Origin of the sequence: Sphingomonas sp. MJ1 (PH-R8) (assembly GCF_048058635.1) — a bacterium.
Taxonomy (GTDB): Bacteria; Pseudomonadota; Alphaproteobacteria; order Sphingomonadales; family Sphingomonadaceae; genus Sphingomonas.
In genome coordinates, this window is the sequence record NZ_JBBEFX010000067.1 from 1 (window position 1) to 1014 (window position 1014).

2 tRNA genes and 2 rRNA genes are annotated in these 1014 nt (G+C 58.9%); all 4 read right to left on the reverse strand.

The window, feature by feature from the left end:
• Window positions 1–98 (reverse strand): 23S ribosomal RNA (locus VPH46_RS16335); the annotation flags it as partial.
• A 291-nt stretch (window positions 99–389) separates the two neighbouring features.
• Window positions 390–465 (reverse strand) — tRNA-Ala (locus VPH46_RS16340).
• Between the two features lie 129 nt (window positions 466–594).
• Window positions 595–671: transfer RNA gene (locus tag VPH46_RS16345), tRNA-Ile, on the reverse strand.
• A gap of 240 nt (window positions 672–911) precedes the next feature.
• Window positions 912–1014, reverse strand: a 16S ribosomal RNA gene (locus VPH46_RS16350); the annotation flags it as partial.

Genomic DNA, 1014 nt, shown 5'->3' on the forward strand with positions numbered 1-1014 from the left:
TTGCTCACACCTCACCGACGCTTATCGCAGCGTGCCACGTCCTTCATCGCCTGTACATGCCAAGGCATCCACGAATTGCCCTTACCTCACGCTTGAGAGTCCACACCACCAACGACAACACTGGATCAGCCCGAAGGCCGACACGAAACTCGGCAGAGCAGTGTTACGCGGTATGCTCGGTGTGGATGTTAATCTCAGCCTTGTAAGTGACGGCACCAGCTCGATCCGCAACGAAGCCCGAAAGCCTCACACGAACCAAACCGAAGCCACCACGGCATCGATTTGAAAAACCCATTCACAATGTCAAACATCAAGGGAGACCTGGTCTCCCGTATCGGCTTACGCCGAACTCTTTCTCTTCAATCACTAGCATGTGCGCGGGGTGGGCATGGTGGAGCCTATCGGGATCGAACCGATGACCTGATGCTTGCAAAGCAACCGCTCTCCCAGCTGAGCTAAGGCCCCAATGCGCCAGGCAGACGATGAAATAGCCATGCTATTTCACGCACTGCCAAGCACGGCCGGCCTCGCTGCAAAGCGAGGTTCGACGACGCGGCTTTGCCGCGGCGTGGCTTGCAGCACTCCCGATACGCGTGGTGGGCCGAGTAAGAGTTGAACTTACGACCTCACGCTTATCAGGCGTGCGCTCTAACCACCTGAGCTACCGGCCCAGCAGCGCCCGCTACGCTCGTCAGCGCGAACAACCGCGCCGTCAGTCGCGGCAAAGCCGCGCCTTATGGCGCGACACTGCCGCGCTGGCCGAGCTGCCTGCGTGCAAAATAGCTTCGCTATTTCGTCTCGCAGACTGCGCTAGTGATGAAGGGACATGAGGACGGCGGCAAATGTTCTTTGGAATGGAGGAAGCTCTTCCAAGCACCGAGGTGCCAGGCGCTTTCCGCCGATATCCTTAGAAAGGAGGTGATCCAGCCGCAGGTTCCCCTACGGCTACCTTGTTACGACTTCACCCCAGTCGCTGAACCCACCGTGGTCGCCTGCTCCCCTTGCGGGTTGGCG